This is a genomic window from Paenibacillus gansuensis, from assembly GCF_042684925.1.
GTDB classification, from domain to species: Bacteria; Bacillota; Bacilli; order Paenibacillales; family DY6; genus Paenibacillus_N; species Paenibacillus_N gansuensis.
This window is the reverse complement of sequence record NZ_JBHUME010000014.1, coordinates 19999-43525: the sequence shown is the minus strand read 5'-3', so window position 1 is coordinate 43525 and position 23527 is coordinate 19999. Positions and strand designations below refer to the sequence as shown.

The following is a 23527-nucleotide window of genomic DNA, read 5'->3' as shown; positions in this document are numbered from 1 at the left end:
TCCCTATCCCTGACTACATCCAATTCCAAAGTACTTCAAATATCCCCTGTCCCACCCACACTTCCGCAGCGACGGAGGGCGCTTTTCCGATCACAGTAGCCAGCATAAAGGGGACGGTTCTCATTTGTGTCCAGACCGCAAGTAAAGTAACGCCGCCTGAGGGCAGGAAAGGTGCCATTCTTGCAGCCAATAGCAGCCAGAATTGCCTTATCGGAGAGGCATTCGTGAAGGCCCGGCTCCATCTTCCTTTCATGCCCTGTTTCTTTTTCCACTTCATGATTCCTTTGCCGTAAAGCCGGTAAGATACATAAGCGCCTGTCACTTCACCAATCATGGAAATGGCAAAGCCTAAAGGCAGACCGAATACAACGGCGTTGGCGCCTGAAAGAAACACGGAAGGAATGACCCCTGCGATACTGATCACAACACTAAGCAAAGTGCTCAATAAAACCGCCCAAACTCCAAACCTGCTCAGCCAAGCTGCTGTGGCATCCGCAGAAAATACTGAATCCAAAGGTGTTCCTCCATCTTATTTCCTGATACTTGATTATAAATTAGAAAGCTAACAAAATGCCATCGTCCTTTCTAACCCGCCATACCCGCAGGCTTCTTCTGCGTTCTATAATGAAGCATCAACGAAATCGGGAGGGTCTCCAATCATGAATAAACCCGCTTGGAATTTGAAGAAGACTTGGCCGTTCCACCTGATGCTGCTGCCGGCAGTCCTCTTAACGCTGATTTTTGCCTATTTGCCTATGGGCGGTATCTTGATGGCATTTCAGGAGTACAAGCCCTGGACCGGTTTTTCGAACTCACCTTGGGTAGGCCTTGATCATTTTCAATATATGTTTGAAAGGCCTGACAGCAAACAGGTGATTTTGAACACGGTGATCATTGCCGCTCTGAAAATTGCCGCAGGGTTAATTGTTCCATTGGTATTTGCCATTCTTCTAAACGAGGTTCGTAAGCTGGCCTACAAAAAAGTGCTTCAAACATTGGTGTATCTGCCTCATTTTCTGTCCTGGGTCATTCTGGGAGGGATTCTCCTTGACATGCTTTCGCCGGATGGCGGTATCGTGAATAAAGCGCTTGTCTCTATGTTCGGCATACAGCCTATCTTTTTTCTAGGCGACGGCAATTGGTTCCGGATCACCGTTGTAGTGAGCGACGTCTGGAAGGAGTTCGGTTTTTCCACCATCATTTTTCTGGCCTCGCTGGCAGGCATCAATCCCTCCCTGTATGAAGCGGCGGAAGTGGACGGGGCGGCAAGGCTGAAACAAACGTTTCATATTACTTTACCGTCCCTTTTACCGATTATCGTGGTGGTGGGAACACTTTCGCTCGGAAACATTTTGAATGCCGGATTCGATCAGATTTTCAATTTATATAATTCGCTGGTCTATGACAAGGGAGATATTATCGACACGTATGTGTACCGCATGGCTATTTTAAACGGGGAAATGAGTTTTGGGGCGGCAGTCGGATTATTCAAGTCCATCATCGGTATGGGACTGATCGTACTTTCATACAGGCTGGCTTATAAATTAGCGAATTACCGTATTTTCTAACTGGGGAGGAATCAGGCCATGTACCACAAAACACTGCCTTACCGTATCTTCAGCGTGTTCAATTATCTCTTTCTCGGAGGTCTTGCTCTGCTATGCATCCTGCCCCTGATTCACGTGCTTGCAGTCTCTTTAAGCGGAAAAGCGGCAGCCAGTGCGAATCTGGTAAGTTTATGGCCCGTAAATTTCACTTTTGAAGCCTACGCTAAAACACTGGGCAACGATAACTTCATCAATGCTTTATGGATCTCTGTAAAACGTACGGTACTCGGCACAGCGCTAGGGATGGTTGTCATTTTTCTGGCTGCATATCCGCTCTCTAAAGACGAATCGGTGTTCCGGGGACGCAGCATGTATTCGTGGTATTTCGTTTTTACGATGCTGTTTGCCGGCGGTATGGTTCCTTCTTATATTCTCATTCAAAAGCTGGGCTTGATGAACTCTTTATGGGCATTGATTTTGCCGGGCCTGGTGAATGTATGGAATATGATCCTCATGCTCAATTTCTTCCGCAATGTCCCTAAAGAACTTGAGGAAGCGGCGCTTATCGACGGAGCCACTCACTTCCGCACCTTGTTTATGATCTATCTGCCCATTTCCATGCCGGCGATTGCTACCTTGTCGTTATTTACGATGGTAGGCCACTGGAATGATTGGTTCTCCGGAATGCTGTATATGACCGACTATCAAAATTATCCGTTGGCGACGTTCCTGCAAACCATTATCGTGCAGCAGGATTTCAGCAAAGTAAACGTGGATCCTTCCGATTTGGAGAACATTGCGCAGAGGACAGTGAAAGCGGCTCAAATTTTTATCGGGGCCCTGCCCGTGCTGCTCGTGTATCCGTTTCTGCAAAAGTACTTCGTCAAAGGGATGGTCCTGGGCGCGGTAAAAGAATAGCCTGTTACACAACAAAAGGTAAGCAGCCCGGCTGCTTACCTTTTGTTTGTGTCATGATCCAACGTATCTACGAACCCCCGGCTGCCCGGTTCATTGTTTACTTTCCGCTAACCGATTGGTACCACTCATTAACTTCCTTCGTCATTTTCTCGCCGCCTGCGGAGTTCCACTCTTTCACGAACTTATCGAACGCATCTAACGGCACCTTGCCGTAAATAATTTTGCTGAACGTTTCTTTTTCCATCTTTTGCAGCAGCTCGTTCTTCGCTTTCATTGTTTCCGTAGGCGCACCTACGAACTTCTGCGGCATGACAATGTCCTTTTGTTCCAGCACAATTTTCGCAGCTTCCAGAACGGTAACCGGTGTAGCTGCCTTAGCTGTCTTTTCATAAGGGGTAACTGCTTCCTCCCCATTTGCAAGCTTCGCCAAGGTTTTCATCGATAAGGATGGGATTCTGGCACCGTCAAACGTAAGCGTGTATTTATTCACCGGAACGGATCCTCCGGGAACCTCGCCGCCGACGACTACTTTCCCGTTCACTTCATCCCAGTCGTATCCCTTCGCCATACCGTTCTCAAACTCAGTGCCGGCCTTAGGGTTGGCATAATTGTCAAAAAGATAATTTTGATAGGTAAAGAACACTTCCGGATTCTTCATGTCCTTATTGATCAGCACTACTCCGTTTCTGCTTGCCGTATCGTGCCTTCCCGCTTTTCCGTCAGGTCCGGATGGGATCGGATAGGCCTTATATTCCGCACCTTTTACATTCTTCTTCACATCCTCCAGCGGCCACCAGGGCATCCAGTGCGGGCCGGCAACAATGCCTGCCTTGCCTGCCGTAAACAGCTCGGTTGCTTTCGTTTCATCAAACAGGCCCGCTTCTTTCGGAATCAGTCCTTTTTCCATCCATTCGCGCAGTTTACCTAAACCTGTTTTGGTCTCCGGACTCACAGAGCCGTATTCCAGCGTTCCATCCTGCTTTTCATTCCACTGGTTTGGCATGCTGCCGTATCCGCCGAATACCCACCCTGCATCACTCATCCACGTATTCACCCAGTTTTTAAATCCGATTGTCAGACCAACCGTATCCTTCTGTCCGTTCCCGTCCGGATCCTGATTTGTAAAAGCATCCATTATGTTCTGCAAGTCATCCAGCGTTTTCGGTGCCTGCAGGTTCAACTTCTTCATCCAGTCTTCCCGTATCCAAAGTACCGGGTCTGCATTGTAAGCGTAATCCAAAATGGGGATACCATAACGTTTCCCGTCGCGCATGTAAGGGTACCACACAGTCGGGTCTTCATTCATAGCGTCTTTCCAGGTTTGAGAAGCGTATTTATCAAAGAGCTCGCCGACGTCCATAAATTTTCCCGAGTCAATTAGATCCTTATCGACGTCAGAACGCAGAGCAACGATATCAGGCATTTTTTGATTAGCAGAAAGAGCCAGCCGGAGCTTTGTCTTATACGCATCATTCGTGTCGGTTACGGTCCATAAGTACTTAATGTCGATCCCAAGCTTCTCCTTAGCCCACTTCAGATGTACATTATTCTCAATCGTCTCACCGTTCTTGAACGTCAAATCACCCCCGACACCTCTGACTGTGGTGATCGTTACCGGAGGGTCGTATTTGCCGTTGCTCATAGGAAGCGTGTCCGTTTCTTTCCCGCCCGAAGTCTGATTTCCTTCAGCCGTTTCCTTCTGGTTGCCGGTATTGCCGCTGCTATTCGCCTCTTTGGATTGTGAGCATCCGATCACCGTGACCAGCAGCAGAATAACTGCAATCGAAGTAATAAATAATCTGCGTTGATACCGCATTGGCTTTCCCCCTATCATTTGATGATATTGCCTCAGCTAAATTGTAAGCGATACCAATTATGGCGGGAATGACATCTCCTGAACATGGATGGCATTCTGTTAGCTTATTGTGACGGAAGCCGCGGCACTTGCCTGTCCCGGTATTCCTGAGGAGTGGTGCCGTACTGCTTACGGAACATCTTGATAAAATACTGGGGGTTCTGGTACCCCAGCTGGGCCGTAATCTCATATATTTTCAAGTCGCTGTGAATCAGGAGATAAGCGGCCTTCTCCATTCTCACCCTAAAGATATAGTCGCTTAAACTTTCCCCGGTTTCGAGCTTGTAGACTTTTGACAGATAAACTGGGTGAAGAAATACATGTTCCGCGATCGTTTGCAAAGACACGTCCTTGGACAGTTGTTCTTCAATGAACCTCTGCACCTGTTTCACAACCGAAACCCGGTTCCATCTCGTTTCATCCTCTGTTTCCAGTTTCAACTGTTCCAGCACCCGGGCAGACCATTCCCTCATGCGGGCTATGGTACGAAAGGAACCCAGGTCAAGAAGCGCCTCAAAGTCCCGGCCGATGTATTCGGATAATCTTCGTCCGTTCTTATGTACGATGTATGCGAAACTATTGGAGATATAGAATAGCGCCTCCAGCAAATGGTCCTGAGTATGAGAACTGCACTGTTCCAGCTCCGCGTAAATTTTATTCAATTTCCCCTCCAGATCGTTCCAGCGGCCCATCTCCAGCAGATGGTGTAGTGTCGGGGGCTCATAAAGGATTTTTAGCGTTGACGGGACTCCTTCATCCTCGCTGGACCCCGCCAGAAAGACGTGCCGGGCGCTGCCTGCTTTCCGCCGGATTGCGGAAACGGAGAGATCATAAGTAAGGCTGAGCTCTTCCGGAAAGAGAAATACAGAGCTTACATGCACGGAAGCGGATCCTTTCAAATACGTTTTAATATGCTCCTGTAATGCGGCCGCATGACTTTCCACAGCGGATTGCAGCTGCTCCCTTGTAACCGATTCAGGATGTGCAGGCTTACAAAGGCAAAGCAGATAATCATGGGGATCCTTGCACATCCACAAATGGAAGTCGCCTCCGAACTGTTCTTCCGCCATATTCCCTACTGCGTATTGGACTAAGGAAACACTGGAGTAGTCATAGGAAGAAAACTCTTCTTCCAGGCGGACCATCATAAGGCTGGCGTCATCCCCCGGTTTGAAAGGCAAGTCATACATCCCGAGCTTACCGGCTAATTGCTCCCGGCTTACCTTACTCCCCTGAACCAGTTCATTTAGCAGTCCGGCCCGCAGAACCGGGAGATGTTCTTGTAACGTTTGCATTGCATTCTTATAGGAGGATATCTCCTCCCATTGCTGCTTTAAACGGTGCAGCGCTTTGTGAACGGAAGCCATCGCTTCCTCATCGCTCACCGGCTTCAGCAGATAATCCGCAGCCTGATGCTGCACCGCCTTTTGGGCATATTCAAAATCAGCGTGACCCGTCAGCAGAATGCATTTGGTTTTGTTCCACCTGTGATGGATTTGTTCTGCAAGCTCCAATCCGTTCATGCCGGGCATACGGATGTCGGTCAGTACGACGTCGATCGTTTGCCGTTGTAAACGTTCCATTGCTTCATAAGCAGAATATGCTTTATAAACATTCGTCACGCCTAGCTCCTGCCAAGGGATGGTATCGGCCAAACTGTCCACCAAGTGGGCTTCGTCGTCTACAATCAGCAAGGTGTACATTAAACAACCTCCTCCATTCGAATCATTTCGCATGCGGGATCTCGGTTCCAGCGAATCGTCGTTTTCAGTCCGCCTAAAGAGGAATGCTCAAACTCTAATCCGGAAGGCGCGCCATAGCGGTATAAAAGGCGTTGGTGTACGTTCCAGACTCCGCATCCCATATGGTCATCAAGCGGGCGGTTCAACTTGCTTTTCAACCGGTACAACTGCTCAGGGGATAAGCCGATCCCGTCGTCTTCCACAATAAGAGTATACTCATGAGCATCCGAGCTGCCCAAAATACGAATGCGGCCCCCGGCAGGGTTAGGTTCGATACCATGAATTACCGCATTTTCAACCAGAGGCTGGATCAGCAGCCGCGGTATGAGGAGAGAACGCATATCATCCGGAAGTTCGAGCGTATATTGAATCCTCGGCATCCTGAGTTTTTGGATTTCGAGATAATTAAGAACAAGCTGGAGTTCCTCGTCCAGATGGGCTTCCTCTTTCTCCAAGCGTGTCGTATAACGGTAATACTTGCCCAAATGGTGCGCCATTGCAGAAATCGCCGAATTCTGGTTTAACTTTGCCATGCTGTTGATATAGGCTAGACAATTGTACAGAAAGTGCGGATTAATCTGCGATTGAAGCTGCTTGAGAACTGCCTCTCTGGACCTGATTTTTTCTTCATAGACTTTCTCGATGAGCTCCTGGATTTGTTCGGCCAGTTCATTAAACCGCTCCACTAAAAAGCCGAATTCATTCCCGTGCCTTGTCCGGATCCGGATGGCGTAATTTCCTTTCTTCAGCTGCTGGACGCCTCTCATCAGCGAGCGGATCGGAACCTGCACCTGGCTGTATAACAGGAACGAAGCAAGCACGCTCAACGTAAGCAGCAGAATGGTGGAGTAAATGAACAAATTCTTGGATTTCGTAATCGGGGTCAAAATTTCCTGCAGCGGCACATAATCGACTAAATACCACCCCAGCTTCTCGGACATTACAAAGGACACAAGATACTGCCGCCCATCTAATGTCATCACTTGTTTACCGGAAGTTTGATTATGATCTTCCTTCCACTTGCTGCTTACCTTGCGGATTAAACCTGCTTTGGCGGCACTGTTGGAAATGACGCCTGCTTGAGGATGAAAGAAGAACGGGTCGCCGTTTCCTCCCTCCTTAAACTGGTCCAGTATACGGACAAGATTCTCTTCCGGGAATTTTACTTCGAACACAAACTTGGTCTGCTCCGGCCGGGTAAAGGAAGATACCGGTTCTGCCGTATGCCAGGCAAAGGCGTACTTGCTTGCGCCGTTTCGTTTCTCGGTCTGCAGCTCCCAGTCCGGTTTCGTATATTTTCGGATGTAGTCAGGATCAAATTTCACTCTAGAGTCGGTCGAGATGACCTGCTTAACGGAAGTGGAATAGACTGACATCGTATTGCTCCAGTTACTGGAGGAGCTCACCATGCTTAATTTATCTTTCAGCCGGTTCATTACCGTAATCGTGTCGAGATCAAGCAGTTTGTTGTTGAGGTACATCGTTTGGAATACTCTGACATCAGGGTCCTCTATTAAGAGGAGTGAGGAGCTGGACAACTGATCCATCGAGTTCTCCACCTGTTTGACGAGGAACATGAGTTTGTTGACGCTGGACGTTTCAATTTCCTCCTGGACGACCTCCACGCTGACCTTGTGAGAATAGCCGTACAGGCATAAGATCGGAACAAGCAGAACGAGGATCATCACGATTACTTTTGTAAAAATGGTAATTTTGAATCCCATTTCGAAGTCCCCCGTTTCACAAAATAAACACCTCCCTATAACTTCATCCCTGAAGAATGTAAACCCTTTCTTGAACGAAAAAAAGAACCTGAGCCATTCACGGGCTGCAGGTTCTTGCGTTTATACTATCGTTTCCTTGCTGCGGGTTGAGCCCGCCAACACGGTTAAGCTTACTAAAGTCACGAAGACGGTGGCACCCATATCGGATAAAATAGCGAACCAGAGCGTAAGCCAGCCGGGAATGGTCAACAGCAACGCGATGATCTTCAATGCTAAGGAGAAGGCGATATTAAACCGGATGATCCGGTTTACCTTCTTCGCGACTGAGATGGCTTCGGGCAATTTTCCTAAATGATCCTGCATCAATACGATATCCGCAGTTTCGATAGCACTGTCCGTTCCTTTGCCCATCGCAATACCGAGCCGGGCAGCTGCCAACGCGGGAGCATCATTCATCCCGTCACCGACCATTGCTATACTGCCGCTGCGGGCAAGCTCCCGGATGGAGGATACTTTATCTTCGGGAAGCAGGTTTGCCCGGTACTCCGTCACACCCACTTCTCCAGCCACTTTCTTTGCGGTAGCTTCATGATCTCCCGTTAACATAACGGTTCGGCGGACGCCCGCTTCTCTGAGTTTCTGAATCACCGATGCGCTCTCTTCCCTAACTTTGTCTGACAAGCCGAACATCCCAAGGACCTTCTCTTCGTCAGCGACCAGGACTAAGGTAAATCCTGCTGCTTTTAAAGACTCTATATCTGCGCGGACCTGCCCGGTAACAGGGATATGCCGAATGCTATGTTCATTTCCGAGATAATAGGAAGCGCCATTCATCCTGGCGGTAATTCCGTGTCCGGGCAGCGTCTGAATTTCATCCGGTTCTGCTGCAGTTACGCCTGTTGCTTGCAAATATCGGGTGATTGCCTTCGCAAGCGGGTGTGTAGAGGATTTCTCCAAAGAATAAGCCGCCTGGAAAAAGATTTCCTCATAACATACCGCCCGCTCTACATGCGGTTCCCCTCTCGTCAACGTCCCCGTTTTGTCAAAGGCAATCGTATCGATGCGGCCCAACTGTTCCAGGTACACGCCGCCTTTAATCAGGATGCCGTTTCTGGCATTCCGGGTAATTCCCGAGACGATGGCAATCGGTGAGGAAAGTATGAGTGCACAGGGGCAGCCCACAATGAGTACGGCAAGTGCCTGATACAGCCAAGCGTCCCAGTTTCCGCCAAGCAGTAATGTCGGAACCAGCAGCACCAACAGGCTGATGAGGATAATGGCAGGAGTATAATACCTGGCAAACCGGTTAATGAATAACTCGGTCGGCGTCTTCGTTTCCTGCGCTTCTTCTACGAGATGAAGAATTTTGGCAAGTGACGAATCCTTGTACGCTTTCTCGATTCTGATTTTCAGAACACCCTCATTTGCGATACTCCCCCCAAAAACGGAATCCTTCTCCCGCTTGTCAACCGGAAGGGATTCCCCTGTAATGGGAGCTTCGTTGACGGAGCTCCCGCCTTCGATTACCGTGCCGTCAGAAGGGATTTTCTCTCCGGAGCGAACCAGCACGATGTCGCCTGTTTTCAAACTTGCAATCGGCACGACAGCTTCTTGACCGCCGCGAAGCACAACAGCTTCCTTGGGTGCGGCTTGAAGTAAGGCTTCCATCGATTTACGCGCTTTCTCCATTCCTAAGCCTTCCAGCAGCTCATTTACACCGAACAGCAAAGCTACCAATGTCGCTTCTTTCCATTCTCCGATCCCTACGGCTCCGATCAGAGCAATCGTCATCAATGTATCGATGTTGAATTTAAGCCGTACCAGATTCCGGACGCCTTTAAGGAAAGTCGTGTATCCGCTCAGCGCCATGGAAGTCAGATACAGCGCTATGGCTGCACTATCAGCTGCGGTTCCTTCTGCAAACACAGCGATAGCGAATAATGCGGCCAAAATGAGCAGCAGCCGTTTCATCCGGGAACCCGTGTCATGATGATGGTCGTGGCCAAAAGCATCGTGACCGTGTGCATGGTTATGCGGGTGGCCATGTACGTATTCTTCTTCAATGAAGGCTCCGTCACTTTTCAAGATCGCTTTTACTTTGTTCAAGGGCACATTTGGGTCGAGAGTCATTTTCCCTGTATTATAGCTTAGCGTTGCCGTTGCTCCATGTTCAAGCTTCTGAATTTCTTCCTGAAGTTCCATGGTGCAGTTGGCACAGGTCAATCCCTTTACCCTGTATTCCTTCATTCTGCTTCACCTCACAAATGCTAATCGTGGCTTGCATGATCAATCGCTTGCTCCAATAGATCAACAACATGCCGGTCATCATGGGAATAATAAATCGTCTGGCCTGCACGCCTGAATTTCACAAGCCGTAAGTTCTTCAGGAAACGAAGCTGATGGGAAACGGTGGACTGCAGCAGGGACAGCTGTTCCGCAATCTCCGTAACCGAGCATTCCCTTTGAGACAATAAATGCAGGATTCGGATCCTGGTGCTGTCAGATAAAGCTTTAAAAGTCTGCGACACGATAAATAAAGTCTCTTCATCCAATGATTGATATGGAGCGTGTAAAGCTTCGTTATTATTTTCCAAATCGGCCACCTCGAATCATGCATATATGAGTATGTGTTCATATATTAATCCAAAAGATGGACGAAGTCAATCCGCTGCATTTCGTCATCCGCTACGTCATGTTATGCGTCATGCCTACTCTTATGTGACAAGACAAGCAGCAGCTATGATACGTATTCGCGACCATATGTCTATGGAATTCACTATCCCGATAACTTTCGACACATTCATTGCGAAGAGAGAACTAGGGTGAAACGTGTAAAGAGAGGTCCTCATTCACTGGCGGATCATCATGGTTTAAGGGAAATTACGTCTCGTCAGCCAGAATGTGCGGAGGAATTAAACTAGATAAGGAAGGATCGTGAACAGTTCATGTCAAACCGTACCAACCGGAATCAGGAACCGATGATCAAGCTTCAACCGGGAGGATCTGCACCCGTCTTAAGTTATAACGTGCCGGAGCCTACCACATACAGCGGAAGGAATTTTATCGATCTGCAGTTTTCCGACGATTACTTTATGCAAGCAGGACCATCGGGAGCTCAGCATCTTGCTTCAAATGCGGCGGCAAATCTTCCTTCAGTCAGCCTACAGCCGTAGAGACACTCCGGAATGCACAGCAATCAGGTGACCGTATGACGACCAAACTTTCGGAGCTAACGGAAGAAGAAGTGCTGAGAAAAGAGGAAGAAGGCAAGAAGTTAAACATTTACCGCAACATGACAGGGGTATTATCATACCAGTTTTTGGAATCGTCAATTCCTGCTCAACCTGTATATGCAGCAGGCTATGAAGAGCTGCGCGCCATTCCGCAAATGGATGACGGCGGCATCGCTATGATGATACCGAAAGACCCGATTGACCGCGATCCGTTACCAGATCCAGACCCGATTATCGTTACTGTTGATATTTCTTCTCCGGCAGCGAATGCCATTATCAGCGGCATCCCTACCGGTGCAGTCGTAGATTTCAGGGGTACGGCCTGGGTTGACAGCGGCGACGGTGCGGTCAAACAGGTTTCCGTTCAAATCGGTTCGGGCGCATACCAGTCAGCGACGCTGAATGGGGACGGAACATGGGTCCTGCCCAGTGTCATTTTGAGCACGCCGGGTCAGGTGCAGATCACGGCCAAAGCGCTTCATACAAATAATAAGGCGACCTCCATCAGGAAAATCACGGTCACCGTACAGCTGGCTCAGGCGCCGGATCTGATTCTGCCCACGGTCGCTGTTACTTCGCCTTCTTCGGGCGCTGTCCTCTCTTCCGGTGCGGTTACCATCCAAGGCACAGCCGGGGACGACCGCGGTGTTACCAGAGTCGAGCTCATTCAAAACAACGGTGCGCCTGTCCTGACTGAGAGCGGAGACGGCTACCGGACCTGGAAGAAAACGATCACGCTTCAACAAGGCGCGAATTCGATACAGGTCCGTGCTTACGATGCAGCGAATAACTTCGGCACGACAAGTATATCCCTTTATGCGGATACTACTCTGCCTAAAATCGGTATCCTCTCCCCTCTCAACGGCGCACAAGTTGCAGGAACCTTCTCTCAAGGCGCTGTAGTTGAAATCTCCGGAACAGCTGAAGATGCAGGCGGGATCGATTATGTAGAGATTTCAACGGATCATTCCGAACTATTTACACGAGGGTCTGCCCAGGCTCCCGGGGATTGGACTAAATGGAAAGCAACGTTAACGTTCAACACGACAGGCAAGCATTTCGTTACGGCGCGGGTCGTAGACCGTGCAAAGAATTCGGTGGAAACGATCCTGGAAATCAATGTCTCCATTATGCCCGAAGTGAATTCAAGGCTGAAGCGCATTATTCTCGTTGAATCTTACCGTTTATCCTCTTATTTGGCGAATTACGGAGCGGGACGCACCATCAAGACCTTCTCCCTCCTGCCCGGCGAAAAAAGTAAAATCAGCGTACGTTCCTACTCGCAGGACGAGAAAACGATGAAGAGCGCCGCTACCATTAAGACGAGAACGGGAATGTCATCCCTTTATCCAATTATTTGCGTGTGAAAAAAGATTACACTTCCAGCTACACGGATGAAGCAACGGATACCGTTGTGGAAGTGCCGGGCATTATACTGGCAGCGAACCGTCATGTGCTCCGTACCGAAGGAATTGTAGTTGAAGCTTTACTTGGCCAGGGAGAAGCTCTGGATGACTATTCCCGGAACCTGCAAAACGAATCGGTGCGAGAGAAAGAATTAAAGAACGATCTTCTGGAAATGGAAATCAAAATGAAGAAACTGGCCCTTGAAATTCTGGAAAATAAAGATCAGGCCGCTGCCCAGCTGTTTGCTCTCTTGAATCCGCAGCCGAAACCTAAGGATACTGAAGCTGAAGCACAAGAGAAACCGGCAGCACTTGTCCGTTGACGAAGGAGACCATATGGATCATAACGCGCAGAAACGGGAAAACACGCTCCTTAAAGAACGGGCATTAGACAGGGGAAATAAAGCATCGATCAGCAAGGATCATTTGATTACCATTTACAAGGCATTGTTTAAGGCCACACTGAAGCTCGTCGAAATTCCCATCGCCAAGGAAATCCTGAAATTTCACAAAATTCATTTTCAATATTTAGTGACTATCATGGCTGATGTGGAAAACATGGAACCCATCGAGACGGAAATCGAGGCTATGACGAAAAATCTAGACGAGTATGTCAGACAGACGCAAGAAGTGCTGGATTCACTAAAGCAGATTCCGCGTACCCCTTTGGATAATATGAACCCTATGGATATTATGGTGAATTCCAAAGATCCGGTTTTCGCCCGGCAGTATGATCAAGTTATCGACCAATATGTGGAGCTGACCAAAGCCGCATTGACCGCTGTTTCCAACTGCGTCGAGCAAGGCCGGTCTATGGAACAGGACACCAGGATCATGACTGCGCAGCTTTTGGAATAGCTATCGGCGATGACTGCGTCGGGTGCCTTCGATCGGGTACTGATCGAGCGGGCCAAAACAAAAGTACAATTTATTCAGCTCGACCTCGCCCGCCGTATTCAACAAACGCGGGTACGGGCTGAAGAAGCACTTGCCTGGGTGCAGCCTTTAGCCTCGGACGCTATGCAGATGGATCGGATTCAGCAACGGTAACAGTAAAGCCGCCCGGGAGAGCAAACCGGGAGGCTTCTTTTCAAATTCTGGGCGTAAACTCTTTAAGAATGGATCCGTCTTGGTAACCGTCTTTCCCGTAAAAATCGCCGGATAGCATAAGATATAATTTAGGATGTACCATATTCAAGATCGGCTGAGGATTTAGCAGATGCTGCTGTTCTAACAGGGGCAGTTCATGCAAGCGGGAACGCTTTACATATACAAATGTGTTTTGTGCGTACCACCATTGTACATTCTCGTTCTCCCACATCGGTTTGCGAATACAGTCCACAGGGATATAATCGTGTTCGGCAAAAAGCTTCGCCCAATATCCTTGCCATTGCTCGTTCACATGATGCCGCCCTCCCTGAAACGGAATGGCAGCCGAAAACAGAATGACATCTCCGTGGCGAACCAGAGTCTGAACAAAAGCGGAAGCATACTCCTCACTCAGATGTTCCGCCACCTCTAACGACACCACAAGATCAAAGGTTGTGCCTAACTCCAGGCTGTGCGTCAGATCATACCGGATAAACCGCTCTTCCGGAATGGCAAGCAAGGAAGTATCCACATAATCTCCGTCAACCCCGGTAACCTCGAGAACGCCTTCCTCGGTAAATGTCGACAGCCAGGTCCCTGTCCCGCACCCTATATCCAACACCGTCTTGACGGGAAGCAAATTCATCACGAACGGGACGATTTCGATAGAAGAACGCTTGGAGCCTGTAGCTTGTGTACGAAAAAAAGTATCATTATAAGTCATGTAACCACTTCCTCATTCCAGGATCTAAGAAACGTAAGGCTCGCAGGCAAATCAATGCTGTAATCGCTTACGCTGCATTCCGCTGAAATCATCCCTGTGTAGCCTGCCGCTTTTAAATTTCCCATGAATTCGGCATATGGATATTGGCCTGTACCCGGTGACAACCTGAACGTATCCGCAACATGAATGTGTGCAATCCATTCTTTATAGTCGATAAGCGCTTGCAGCGGCTCTTGTTCTTCCTCCATATGATAGAAATCGGCTAGCACCTTTATGTTGGGATGCTGTATCTGCTTGGCATAAGAAACGGCTTCCGTGAGATTGTTAATAAAGTTCGATTCTTTGCGGTTTAACGGTTCAATCACTAGCGTCAAACGGGTTCCGGCAAAAGCGTCGCCAATCCAAGTCAGAAGATTCAAAAATTGTTCTTCGGCTCTTTTGTGCTCCCACCCGTCAGGTACAGTCCGGGCATGTCCGCTGCCAAACACAACTTTTTCGGCTCCCAGCGCATTCATTACATCTGCAGCTTTAAGAATATATGCGCGAATTCTGGACGGATCCGCTTCGGGGCCGACCACTTTCATGCCTGGAGGACAGAAAATGTTAAATGCCCGGACAGCAAGCGAACTCTGTTGAAACCGCTTCAAATTTTCCTTAAACTCAGACTCATTTTCCAAAGACATGGAAGCTAACGGGCACTCGATATAGTCGAATCCCATCCGCTTCAGTTCTCCAGCCTCTTCTACCTTCCCGCACCAACCCAATTGGATCATCAATAGCACTCCCTCACCGTAACGTATTCCTACCCACCTTACCTTTGCAGCCAGCTGAAGAAAAGACAGCAAGTCAACGAAATGTAATACTGAATCACCCTTAACGCTTTTTTCCATTGTATGTGCACTGATCCAAAGTATACAAAAAAAACCGCCGCTTGTCTGCGGCAGTTGATCATATCAGTGTAGTTTCTAACCATGCTCCGGCCCCAAGGAATCGAAGTTCTGCCAGCATATGGTCTGAGATCTCCTCTACCTGGTCACGGCAGAATATCGGCGTAGTAGTTGGAACCGCTATTTGCTGCCTGTAAAAAGACGCTTCGGCCACAATGGCGGTCACGCCGGTAAGCTGATTAGCAAGCCGGATGTCTGTTTCCGAGCATGCCATCACCAGTTTAGGATACGGAGCATGCTTAAACCCTTCCGCAAGAATCACGGTTTCCGGCGGAGCGAGCAGGATCAATTGCGCTAAATCCGCCATACCGCTCTGGAGGATCACCGTCTGCCGTGGAGACGTGATGGCGGTCCAAACCGCACCCGCCTCTTGATGCTGCGACGTATCGCTGCCATTCCGATCCATCTGGAACTCATGAGCGTCATGTTTGATCGTGGCGGCCGGGATTCCTTTTGCCTTCCATAAAGCAACGATTCGGCATAATAGGGTTGTTTTCCCCGTATTTTTATAGCCTGTAATCTGATATATGAGCGGATAATCCATCTTCATTCTCCTTTCATGGGTTCCCAGCATGCATAGTCTTCCGATGTATTGATGTTTGTCACGAAACGGATATCGATGCCCTTAGCGGCAAACTCTTCTTCCGTAACCGAGACAAACCGGATGCGCTGCAAGAAGCTCATCATCCGAAATTCCTCTTGCTGAAGGCAATGTTTGGCTGCGTATTGGCATTCCGGACTATAAACCGCCTGCAGGGGATGAAGCTTTCCGCCGATCCAGGGGACTGCAGCTTGAACTCCGGATGCCGTTCTTCTGTCGTTCATATATAGCGCTGCGCAAGAGGAAACTAGGGGCATGTCGCAAGCGGATATCCAAACAGCCGGCTGCCTTGCTCGGATAAATGCATCGCTGACTGCTGCCAGAGGGCCTCGGCCGGGGATCCGATCCATATATATCTCATTAGCAAAGGAGTGAAGACGAGTCGCCTGCTCTGGATCCGCCACCGCAATTCCGGTCGAATCACAAACGCGCTGCATTTCATTTGCAATGATTTGAATAAGAGGGATACCCGCAACAGGAAGCAGTCCTTTCACCAGTCCGCCCAGCCTCCGCCCTTTACCGCCTGCCAGGATAAGTCCTTCCATCCCGTTTTCCGCTTGGAATGCATGCTGCTCCGTACGATTCATGAAGCACACTCCCTTTTTCAGATTGAGGATTATTGCAAAGGCTTTACGTACACCGCGCAGGATTTGAAGTCGGGCATACGGCAGTAGGGATCCAATTTCGGGTTGGTAGCAAGATTTACGTTCTGTAACCCGCCCCAATGCATGGCAGAGAATACGGTATCTTCACGGAGGTCCGGACGATAGCGGCTGCGGGTTACAAAGGAGCCTCTGCGCGATTGCACTTCGACCAGCATTCCTTCTTCGATTCCATATCTGCTTGCGGTGGCCGGATGAATCTCCAGGGCATTACTGATATCCCTTGAGGTTAAAACAGGACTCCTTCTCGTCTGGACACCGGTGAGGTAATGGGATAACACTCGTCCCGTGGTCAGGATCAACGGATAGATGCCGCACGTTTCCTCCGAGGAGGGCTGTTCGACGATATCGGAAAAATGAGCAAGGCCGTCTTCATGACCGAATTCCTCCTGAAACAAACGGGGCGTACCCGGATGATCCGGTGAAGGGCAGGGCCAGTACACCCCCTCCTCTTTGCGCAATCTGCTGTATGTGATTCCATAATAGTCTGCCGCACCTCCCTTGGTCGCCAGCCGCAGCTCCTCAAATATCGATTCGGCGGTACTGAATGGAAAATAAGTCCCCTTCCCTAACTTCACTGCCAGTTCACAAAGGATCTGCCAATCATGTCGGACAGAAGCCGATACAGGCAGGGCTGCTTCTCTTAAGAGAACCCTTCCTTCCAGATTGGTTAACGTCCCTTCATTCTCCAAATACGATGTAACCGGTAGGACGACATCCGCTATCTCTGCCGTTTCGGATAAGAACATATCGGCAACTACCAAGAAATCCAGTTTCCTTAGCGCTTCTTCTACGAACCCGGCGTTCGGGTTGGACATAACTGGATTTGATCCCATAATCAACATCGCTTTAATCGTATCTTCGTGAACCAGTTCCATCATTTCAAAAGCGGAAACGCCTTTTCCCGGAAGTTCATGCGGAGAAATCCCCCAAACGCCGGCGATATAGGCTCGGTCCGTCTCGTTTTCAATAAGTCGGTAGCCGGGCAGCTGATCCGCTTTCTGCCCGTGCTCCCTTCCGCCTTGGCCGTTGCCTTGGCCTGTCACGGCGCCGTATCCGCATCCCGGCCTCCCGACTTTCCCTGTGACTAAAGTCAGGTTCAGAAAGTTCCTGACCGCCATATGTCCGTCAGCATGCTGTTCCACCCCTCTGGCAGTAAAAATCATGCCTGTCTCGGCCTTCCCAAAGGCGGTTGCTGCTAGACGAATCAGGTTCTCGTCCACTCCGGTAATCCCGGACGCTTCGTTCAGGTCAATCCCTTGAACCGACCGTACGATTTGATCAAAGCCCTTGGTCCGGTTACGTATAAAGGAGTCATTTTGAAGATTTTCTTCCAAAATGACTTTCAGCATAGCACCGGCCAAGACAGCGTCGGTGCCCGGCTTTACCTTCAAATGCAGATCCGCCATTTGGGCTGTTGCCGTTTCACGCGGATCGATGACAACGATCAGGCTCCCTTGATCCTTAGCGCGGGTAAAATACGGCATCAGTGTAGGCTGGCATTCAGCAATATTCGTTCCGGCCAGAATAATACAGCCCGCCAGCGGAATATCACTCAACGGATTGGTCAGTCCCCTATCCAGTCCGAAGGTTTTGATGCCGGCAGAAGCGGCCGCGGACATACAAAACCTGCCGTTATAGTCGATATATTTCGTCCCGAGCGCCACTCTGGCAAATTTACCCAACAAATACGCCGATTCGTTGGTTAAAGACCCTCCGCCGTATACGGAAACGGCATCCTTGCTGAATTGATGCTGAATGTCCAGAATCCGTTGGGCAATGTGATTCAGCGCTTCTTCCCAGGTAGCCTGAACAAGAATGCCGTCTTTCCGCAATAATGGCTTCACGAGCCGTTCTCTGTTAAAGGAATGCTGAAATGCGTTTTTTCCTTTCACGCACAATCTTCCTTCAGACGCGGCATTCATTACTCCTTCCGTTACCCATAAGGAGTTCGCCTCGTCCGGGTTTTGCTGATTTTGAATCCTCATTTTGCATTGGACGCTGCAAAACGGGCATTGTGTATTTCCTTCCGTCCGAGATTTCATCTCCATCCGATCTGTTTCTTCAAGTATCATGTTGCCTTCCCCCTTGAATTCACAGCATAGAGCCCCATTTGAAGCTGCTCCCGTATCTGTACGAAACCGAACCGTTCTATCCATTTCCAAACAGGCTCCGACCAATAGGCGGTTTCCCGGTACAACTGCAAACAGGCTTCCGCCGCTTCTAACATTCGTTGAAAAGAAGGTTCACAAGCAACCAGTTCAGCTTGTTTCAGGGGAAGCTCCGCGTGGCCGCCTGCATATAATTCCCAACCGTAAGGGACCCCTGCTATGCCAAAACTGCTGACATGCACTCCAGCCGGACAATCCGGTGAAGCAGAAATTGTAAAAGTGAATGCATGGGGAAAGGAAAGCCCTTGAATAAAAGCTGAAATTCTCTCCATCAGCATAACAGCGTTCCGGTCCATTTCCCTCCCGCTCTCAGGTTTTGCTGCCAGACGAAAAGCAGGCTGGTTAAGAAGGCTGGCGGGGAAAGCAGTACTTAACGGGTAACGTGCAGGCAGCAGAGTTGAATAATAGTAAGCCGCGTTTCTGCATGTCTCGCAAGTAAGCTGCAGCTGAGCACCGACACGCTCCACGGCTGCTTTCAATTGGGTATGGGTAAGCTTGCCGCACCCGCAAACCGCCTGCTGCTCTTGCATAGCGGTGCTTCCTTGCTGTAATGCATGACGAATGATTAGTTCCACTGCCGTGCTGCATCCTCCGCATGATCCGGAAGCTTTCGTGTGTCCCCTTACTTGCTCCAGGGTAACATTTCCTGTTTCCTGTACAGATTGCATGATAACGGACTTAGTGACATTGTTGCAGGAGCATACGATACTGGCTCCTGGCATTTCCTCAGGGTCATCGGCCCGGGCTCTCTTTTCGATCCTATGCCCCAGCAGAGCAAAGTCGGTGTTTCTCTTTACATCCGCAAGCCAGGAGGCAGAATCCGATATATCCCCGTATAGAACAGCACCCGACACTTTGCCCTGTGTCATAAAAATCCGTTTATATGTCTTCCTTACATAGTCCACGGAAAGCAAGGCGGTTTCGGTATCCGGACGGTTGATCACCCCCGCTGAGAATACATCGATCCCGGATATTTTCAATTGTGCGGACGGCACTGTTCCCGTATATGGACCCGTTTCCAGTCCGCAAACCACTTTGGCAAGCACCTTTCCCTGTTCAAATAACGGGGCTACAAGGCCATAAGCAATCCCGCGGTGCTCAGCGCACTCCCCTACCGCATAGATATCCTGGATATTTGTTCGCATATAGTCGTCAACAATAAAAGCATGATTCGTCAGGAGCCCGGTTCCCGCAGCCAAATCAATACGGGGCTTAATACCGACGGCTAACACGATAATATCTGCCTGATGCACAGTACCGTCGGTGAACAAGAGTCCTTTTACTCTGCGGTTGCCCATAATTTTCTCAGTTCTTTTATCCAGCAGAAAACGCATACCCTGCTTTTCCAATTCCGTCTTCAGCATTTCCGCCGGAGCCCTGTCCAGTTGGCGGTTCATCAGGTAAGGCGCGTTATGCACAACCGTAGTTTCCATTCCAAGGTGAAGCAGTCCCCGTGCTGCCTCCAAACCAAGCAAGCCTCCGCCAATCACCGCCGCCGAGCGGCTTGTAACCGCAGCATCCATGAGCTTCGTGCAATCATTGAGATTTCGAAATACGGATACGCCTTGTTTTTGTACACCTGGAATCGGTGGTATAAAGGCACGGGAACCGGTTGCCAGAATCAAATTGTCATATGGGATACAATTGCCGTCCGATAACTCCACGGATTTGGAAACGGTATCGATTCGTACTGCTGTCATGCCGGCCATAAGGCGGATGCCTCGTGCCTCATACCACTCCCATGGGTGGGTAATGATCTCTTGCATCGAAGTACCGCCCTGCAGCACTTTCGAAAGCAGAATGCGATTATAGTTCGGATGCGGCTCATTTCCGATCACGGTAATCTCAAAGCGTTCCGGAGCTAATGCAATAATTTCCTCAATACACTTGACCCCGGCCATCCCGTTGCCGACCATAACTAATTTGATTCTATCCATGAAGAGAAATCCTCCTTGCCATTTCCATCCTGCTGCCGCCAATGATCAAGCAGTATGACTTGAATTTGCTCACCGGCGGCGCTTCCTTTCCCTCCCGGCGGTATAACCGCAAACGCATTGGTCTGTGAGAAAGCGCCTATATTGCCTGCACGGTCGCGGCCTAACGGATATATTACAAGGCGCCCGTCTTGCATATTCGCGAAGGAACGCAGATAACGTGTATAAGGAGACGGCCGAATGACATCGGCGGCCAACACTCCTTTGCTTACCTGATATTGATAGCCGGTATGCCCGCATGCTTTCAGTACAACAGGCCGCACCAGTAATTCCAAGCCTGCATAACAGGCCGACGGGTTCCCGGAGAGACAAATAACGGTATGCTGCCGATGGCGAAAACCAGACGTTGGCTTTCCGGGCCTCATTTTCACCTTACGGAATAAGGGAACTGCGCCGCTTCTTTCGGCCGCTTCGGCGGCAAAGTCGCAATCCCCTACCGAAATACCGCCTATTGTAATGACAAGGCCGGTTAGTTCATAAGCCTTGGTCAGATTTCTTACAATCGCTTCGGGATCATCCTGAACCGGCGGGAAGCGGATCACCGATGCCCCCAACTCCCTCAACCGCATTTCCGTCATCAGTCCGTTAGCGTCGTAGATTTGATGCGGCCCTCTAGCCTCTTTAGGTAAAATCAGTTCATTGCCGATGGGGATAACAGCGACTTTGGGTCTGGAATAAACCGTTACTCTCTGCATTCCGAACGATGCCAGAATTGCTGCTTCTTTAGCGCCCAGCTTCGTACCTTTGGCGACAGCCGCTACCCCCTCCTCCAAATCCTCCCCAGCTTCAGCTACATGTTCTCCCCGTTTGCACGGATGTTGAATCCGAATGAAAGACGCTGCGCCGCGCACTTCCTCCTGCTCTACTCTTTCCTGCATCACGACCGAATCCATCCCTGCGGGTACCGGGGAACCTGTGAAAATTCGCACGGCTTGATCCTTTTCCCCTATAGTAAGGCCAATTGACCCTGGCAGAATCCTTCCTTTAACCTGAAACGAGACGGGAGTGCTCGGTGAAGCATGGCAGGTCGCTTCCGACCGGATCGCATAACCGTCCATCGCAGCCCTGCGGAACGGCGGAAGCGGAAACGGTGTAACAAACGTTTCCGCCAATGTCCTGCCTCCGGCGTCATCCAGGGAAATCGATTCTACGGACGGAATCCCGATGGTGCTGCACAGGATTTCCGCCGCTTCCTCCACAGTGAACCCTTGGGACTGCGGTGCTACACGAAATACGTTCATAAGGGCTCCCCTTTCTTTGCTTATATTTCGGTTAAAAAACAATAAAAGCCCGTCCCTGTACGATCAGGAATCGGGCTTCTTTGCCGGGTAAGGACACGCCATTGTGTCCATATGTGAATTCTCTTACTAAAAATATATGCTCTTTTCACTGATACGTCAATATACTTGACATCAAAAATGGATTATTTACATTATTTTTTGATCGCGTAACAATATTCTATAAGTTTGTGTTATATTTATTGACATACAACTTGCACAGACTTTATAATCTGCTTGGGTTCACAACTTTGTGAACGACCGGCGCTACAATGATGTGGCGCCATGGCAATGAGGCCGCAAACCGCTCTTTAACACAGGGCGAGGTGCGGTCTATTGGCGTTTAGAGAAAAATTAGATTATGGAGGGAGACGGTTACACATGCTGCAAAAAAGCTTTTGGCAAAGCGGACACAAACCATCATTGTTCAGCGCATTTCTTTATTTCGATTTTAGTTTTATGGTATGGGTTCTGATCGGTCCTTTAAGCGTCATCATCGCGGGAGATTATCCAATGGATGCAGCACAAAAGGCCAATCTGGTAGCACTGCCTATCCTCGGAGGCTCGATTCTCAGGCTGGTTTTCGGGTTTCTGACGGACTATATCGGGCCCAAAAGAACCGGGCAGGCCGGCATGCTGATTACGATGATTCCGTTAATATGGGGATGGAAGTTCGTGGATTCGCTGGGTGATCTTTACATCGTTGCACTGCTGTTAGGGGTTGCAGGTGCGTCGTTCGCTGCGGCGCTGCCTCTGGCGAGCCGCTGGTATCCGCCGCAATATCAAGGGCTTGCAATGGGCATTGCAGGAGCAGGCAACAGCGGAACCGTATTGGCAACCCTTTTTGCAAACCGTCTGGCACAGCATTACAACAGCTGGGAAACGGTGTTTGGATTAGCGGTCATACCGATCGCCGCCGCCTTTCTAATTTTTACAATCTTTGCTAAAGAGAGTCCAAACCGTCCCGCTCCCAAGCGTCTTTCCGAATATGCTGCTCTGCTGAAGCAAAAGGATGCCTGGTTGTTCTGTCTCATGTACAGCGTCACCTTTGGCGGATTTGTAGGATTGTCTAACTACCTCACGATTTTCTTTAACGCGCAATACGGGTTATCCGCTGTTCAAGCGGCCGACTTTACAACCTTTTGCGTCATTGCGGGCAGCTTCTTCCGCCCCCTCGGAGGCTATCTGGCGGACCGGTTCGGAGGCCTGCTGATGCTGCTGATGCTGTATGGTTCTGCCGGCATCCTGTTCGCGTTTGTTGCGTCCATCCCCCCTCAGTATGTAGTGTTATCCTTATTGTTTGTGGGGATGATGTGTCTTGGGATGGGCAATGGATCCGTCTTTCAGCTTGTACCTCAGCGCTTCGGAAACGAAATCGGTTTGATGACCGGTATTGTAGGTGCGGCCGGCGGTATAGGGGGGTATATGCTCCCCGTCATCCTGGGAGGATTGTATCAAAGCTCTGGTTCCTATATGCCGGGATTCCTGATTCTCAGCCTCGTCGCCCTCTTCTGTTCCGCACTCATGTGGTTTCTGCAGAGTCAATGGAAGAATAAGTGGCTTGGGCAGGGAGGTAAAGCCCGTATCCAGGCGGAAACATAAGAGCAGCCCAAATCAGGCCAACCAGAATAACTGGT

21 protein-coding genes are annotated in these 23527 nt (G+C 49.6%); 8 read left to right on the top strand and 13 right to left on the bottom strand.

The features are described from left to right. Positions 1–13: 13 nt before the first annotated feature. Positions 14–514, bottom strand: a complete 501-nt coding sequence (locus ACFSUF_RS20545) for a TVP38/TMEM64 family protein (protein WP_377606085.1) — start codon at positions 512–514, stop codon at positions 14–16. A 145-nt stretch (positions 515–659) separates the two neighbouring features. Here ACFSUF_RS20545 and ACFSUF_RS20540 point away from each other — a divergent pair, with 145 nt between their 5' ends. Then, positions 660–1568, top strand: coding sequence for an ABC transporter permease (locus ACFSUF_RS20540; RefSeq protein ID WP_377606084.1), 909 nt, complete (start codon positions 660–662; stop codon positions 1566–1568). Positions 1569–1586: 18 nt separating this feature from the next. Continuing rightward, positions 1587–2465, top strand: coding sequence for a carbohydrate ABC transporter permease (locus ACFSUF_RS20535; RefSeq protein WP_377606082.1), 879 nt, complete (start codon positions 1587–1589; stop codon positions 2463–2465). Positions 2466–2562: 97 nt separating this feature from the next. Here ACFSUF_RS20535 and ACFSUF_RS20530 read toward each other — a convergent pair whose 3' ends face one another. The 5 genes from ACFSUF_RS20530 to ACFSUF_RS20510 form a co-directional block, all read right to left on the bottom strand. Beyond that, positions 2563–4281, bottom strand: a complete 1719-nt coding sequence (locus tag ACFSUF_RS20530) for an extracellular solute-binding protein (protein ID WP_377606080.1) — start codon at positions 4279–4281, stop codon at positions 2563–2565. Positions 4282–4385: 104 nt separating this feature from the next. Then, on the bottom strand, positions 4386–6023 hold the full coding sequence (locus ACFSUF_RS20525; RefSeq protein ID WP_377606079.1) for a response regulator: 1638 nt from the start codon (positions 6021–6023) through the stop codon (positions 4386–4388). Further along, positions 6023–7786, bottom strand: coding sequence for a sensor histidine kinase (locus ACFSUF_RS20520; RefSeq protein WP_377606077.1), 1764 nt, complete (start codon positions 7784–7786; stop codon positions 6023–6025). Before ACFSUF_RS20520 ends, ACFSUF_RS20525 begins: the two co-directional genes overlap by 1 nt. 120 nt (positions 7787–7906) lie before the next feature. Next, entirely contained in the window at positions 7907–10033 is a 2127-nt protein-coding gene (locus ACFSUF_RS20515; protein WP_377606075.1) for a heavy metal translocating P-type ATPase, read from the bottom strand. A gap of 20 nt (positions 10034–10053) precedes the next feature. Further along, positions 10054–10380, bottom strand: a complete 327-nt coding sequence (locus ACFSUF_RS20510) for an ArsR/SmtB family transcription factor (RefSeq protein WP_377606073.1) — start codon at positions 10378–10380, stop codon at positions 10054–10056. 351 nt (positions 10381–10731) lie between these two features. Here ACFSUF_RS20510 and ACFSUF_RS20505 point away from each other — a divergent pair, with 351 nt between their 5' ends. From ACFSUF_RS20505 to ACFSUF_RS20485, 5 genes are read left to right on the top strand one after another with little or no spacing between them, the layout of a single operon-like run. Further along, entirely contained in the window at positions 10732–10959 is a 228-nt protein-coding gene (locus ACFSUF_RS20505) for a hypothetical protein (protein ID WP_377606071.1), read from the top strand. Between the two features lie 35 nt (positions 10960–10994). Then, positions 10995–12386, top strand: coding sequence for an Ig-like domain-containing protein (locus tag ACFSUF_RS20500; protein ID WP_377606069.1), 1392 nt, complete (start codon positions 10995–10997; stop codon positions 12384–12386). Then, positions 12383–12748, top strand: coding sequence for a hypothetical protein (locus ACFSUF_RS20495; protein WP_377606067.1), 366 nt, complete (start codon positions 12383–12385; stop codon positions 12746–12748). Before ACFSUF_RS20500 ends, ACFSUF_RS20495 begins: the two co-directional genes overlap by 4 nt. 13 nt (positions 12749–12761) lie before the next feature. After that, on the top strand, positions 12762–13283 hold the full coding sequence (locus ACFSUF_RS20490) for a hypothetical protein (protein ID WP_377606065.1): 522 nt from the start codon (positions 12762–12764) through the stop codon (positions 13281–13283). Between the two features lie 9 nt (positions 13284–13292). Further along, entirely contained in the window at positions 13293–13475 is a 183-nt protein-coding gene (locus ACFSUF_RS20485; RefSeq protein ID WP_377606063.1) for a hypothetical protein, read from the top strand. Between the two features lie 40 nt (positions 13476–13515). On the opposite strand, the gene ACFSUF_RS20480 is transcribed toward ACFSUF_RS20485, so the two are convergent. From ACFSUF_RS20480 to ACFSUF_RS20450, 7 genes are all read right to left on the bottom strand, one after another. Next, positions 13516–14238, bottom strand: a complete 723-nt coding sequence (locus tag ACFSUF_RS20480) for a class I SAM-dependent methyltransferase (RefSeq protein ID WP_377606061.1) — start codon at positions 14236–14238, stop codon at positions 13516–13518. After that, positions 14235–15011 (bottom strand): sugar phosphate isomerase/epimerase family protein, encoded by a 777-nt coding sequence (locus tag ACFSUF_RS20475; RefSeq protein WP_377606059.1) that lies wholly within the window; start codon positions 15009–15011, stop codon positions 14235–14237. The genes ACFSUF_RS20480 and ACFSUF_RS20475 overlap by 4 nt, the downstream gene beginning before the upstream one ends. Before the next feature lie 175 nt (positions 15012–15186). Next, positions 15187–15729 (bottom strand): molybdopterin-guanine dinucleotide biosynthesis protein B, encoded by a 543-nt coding sequence (gene mobB / locus ACFSUF_RS20470; RefSeq protein ID WP_377606057.1) that lies wholly within the window; start codon positions 15727–15729, stop codon positions 15187–15189. A 2-nt stretch (positions 15730–15731) separates the two neighbouring features. Then, the gene (gene mobA / locus ACFSUF_RS20465) at positions 15732–16373 is read right to left on the bottom strand and encodes a molybdenum cofactor guanylyltransferase (RefSeq protein ID WP_377606055.1); all 642 of its coding nucleotides are present in this window, start codon (positions 16371–16373) and stop codon (positions 15732–15734) included. A gap of 29 nt (positions 16374–16402) precedes the next feature. After that, positions 16403–18523 (bottom strand): assimilatory nitrate reductase catalytic subunit NasC, encoded by a 2121-nt coding sequence (nasC, locus tag ACFSUF_RS20460; RefSeq protein WP_377606053.1) that lies wholly within the window; start codon positions 18521–18523, stop codon positions 16403–16405. Continuing rightward, positions 18520–20556, bottom strand: a complete 2037-nt coding sequence (locus ACFSUF_RS20455) for an FAD-dependent oxidoreductase (protein WP_377606051.1) — start codon at positions 20554–20556, stop codon at positions 18520–18522. Before ACFSUF_RS20455 ends, nasC begins: the two co-directional genes overlap by 4 nt. After that, complete coding sequence (locus ACFSUF_RS20450) at positions 20538–21854, bottom strand: molybdopterin molybdotransferase MoeA (RefSeq protein WP_377606049.1); 1317 nt, start codon at positions 21852–21854, stop codon at positions 20538–20540. Before ACFSUF_RS20450 ends, ACFSUF_RS20455 begins: the two co-directional genes overlap by 19 nt. A 417-nt stretch (positions 21855–22271) precedes the next feature. Between ACFSUF_RS20450 and ACFSUF_RS20445 the strand changes: the two genes are divergently transcribed. After that, a complete protein-coding gene (locus ACFSUF_RS20445) occupies positions 22272–23492 on the top strand; it encodes a nitrate/nitrite transporter (protein WP_377606047.1) in 1221 nt (406 codons plus the stop codon). Positions 23493–23527 lie beyond the last annotated feature (35 nt).